This is a genomic window from Mesorhizobium sp. Arg314, assembly GCF_053714275.1.
This window is the reverse complement of the sequence record NZ_JBSKBP010000148.1, coordinates 1-2038: the sequence shown is the minus strand read 5'-3', so window position 1 is coordinate 2038 and position 2038 is coordinate 1. Positions and strand designations below refer to the sequence as shown.

Annotated in this window: 1 pseudogene; it reads right to left on the bottom strand. The window is 61.5% G+C overall.

The annotated features are described in order from the left end of the window. Positions 1–2038: pseudogene (locus tag ACWGS9_RS34645) on the bottom strand (hypothetical protein); the annotation flags it as partial.

Here is a 2038-nt window from a genome sequence, read left to right as displayed (position 1 = left end):
GCATCAAGGGCTGCGGCTGCACGTCGCCGAACATCTGCCCCCCGCGCCGACGCACCGGTGCAGAATCAGCATCATCACGCAAATCGGACGGTGTGGGCGCATTCAGGTCGATAACAGACTGAAGGCCGCCGAAGGTGCCTGAGCGAGCCGCGGCAGAGTGCGCCGGCGCAAAGTGCGCGTCGTCGCGCAAATCGGACGGTGTGGGTGCATTCAGGTCCACAAAAGAGTGAAGGCCGCCGAAAGTGCCTGAGCGAGCCCCGGCAGAGTGCGCCGGCGCAAAGTGCGCGTCGTCGCGCAAATCGGACGGTGTGGGTGCATTCAGGTCCACAAAAGAGTGAAGGCCGCCGAAAGTGCCTGAGCGAGCCCCGGCAGAGTGCGCCGGTGCAAAGTGCGCGTCGTCGCGCAAATCGGACGGTGTGGGCGCATTCAGGTCGACAAAAGACTGAAGGCCGCCGAAGGTGCCTGAGCGAGCCCCGGCAGAGTGCGCCGGCGCAAAGTGCGCGTCGTCGCGCAAATCGGACGGTGTGGGCGCATTCAGGTCGACAAAAGACTGAAGGCCGCCGAAGGTGCCTGAGCGAGCCCCGGCAGAGTGCGCCGGTGCAAAGTGCGCGTCATCACGCAAATCGGACGGTGTGGGCGCATTCAGGTCGACAAAAGAGTGAAGGCCGCCGAAGGTGCCTGAGCGAGCCCTGGCAGAGTGCGCCGGCGCAAAGTGGGCATCATCGCGCAAATCGGCATGCGGCGGGATTTCATGGTAGACCCCTGAGGGTGCCTTGGCATTTGATGGTGACGCGGATTCTTGCATCGCCTCGCCTAAGAAAGCCCCGGCCCGCTCGCTCTGCGCGGTCGCGGGAAGCTCCTGCGAAGTGGGCCGTCCAGCGTCCAGCACTGCCGGCAGAGCCGACTGCTCAGCTGCTTGCAGCCGCAGGTCTCGATTCGCCTCGACTAGCTTTTGGTAGTTCCGAAGATGCGACAAAGCGGCAGAGGAGATACTTTTTCCAGTCCGTTGGAACGCTACCAGATCGCTGCCCAGCCTTAACTGCTCCTGCATAGAACCGTTTAGTCGGGCAGCTATGCTCCCCTTGCCCTCGCTTCGAAGCCAATCACTCAGCCCACGAAGACGTGAAGCCCGCAGTTGCGCAGATACCCTCTGCTCCGCAGTCGGGGCTCCAAGATCTTTCAACGTTTGGCCGAGCGCGCCCTCGATCAAGGGGGCGTCTTCGGGATGAGGAGCCAGTTGACGGGGGCGCCCAAGGGCAGGAGGTTGAAGCCGTTTGGCTTGTTGAGGTACAGGCAAGAACCGCTGGAGATCAGCCAGAGTCGTTGTAAGGCGGTTCTGGGAGTCCCTCCCCAGCGCCCGATACTCCGAAATTTCCTTATCCACTGAACCGCCTTGCAACTGAGAAGCCAAAGACCCCTTGTTGTTGTCCTGGAGCCACAGCGCAAACTGCCTCAATCCGCAAAGGGTAGTGCGGACGGTCCCTTTGGCGGCGATGTTGCGCTGCTCGGCGTCAAGCCGGAACCTTGCCAAAAGATCCACGTCTTCGGCAGGGAGCTTCCCAGTTAGATGGTCTCGCGACGGGAGGCTCCCTGGCGCAACCCTTTTCAGGTGCGGAACAATAGCAGGACGGCCACCAGCCTTCAGATAGTCTTTAACATCAGCCACAAAAGAAGCATGCCTTGGCGAATCGGGGTTAAACCGGCCGAAAATGGGCTGCCGATTTTCCTGACGCAGCCAGTGGCTAAGATGGTGCAGATCACCTACCAATTTCAGGACTGTCTGCTCGTTTGTCTTCGCTTCGCGGGCCACTTTCTTGAAGGTGGAAACAAGTTCCTTGTCCTGGGGAAAGGGCTTGGAACGGTCGCGCTTTGCGCCCACGCGGACCTCTTTGTTGACCGCAAATTCCGGTTGCTGTTTCCCGCTATTCGGGCCTGGGCCGGGTCCATGCGCCGCCGCCTCTGGCGTTTGGTGGCAGGGGATGAAGTCGTCACGCAGATCGGGCAACGACGGCACCGGCCGTGAAACGCCGAGATGCGT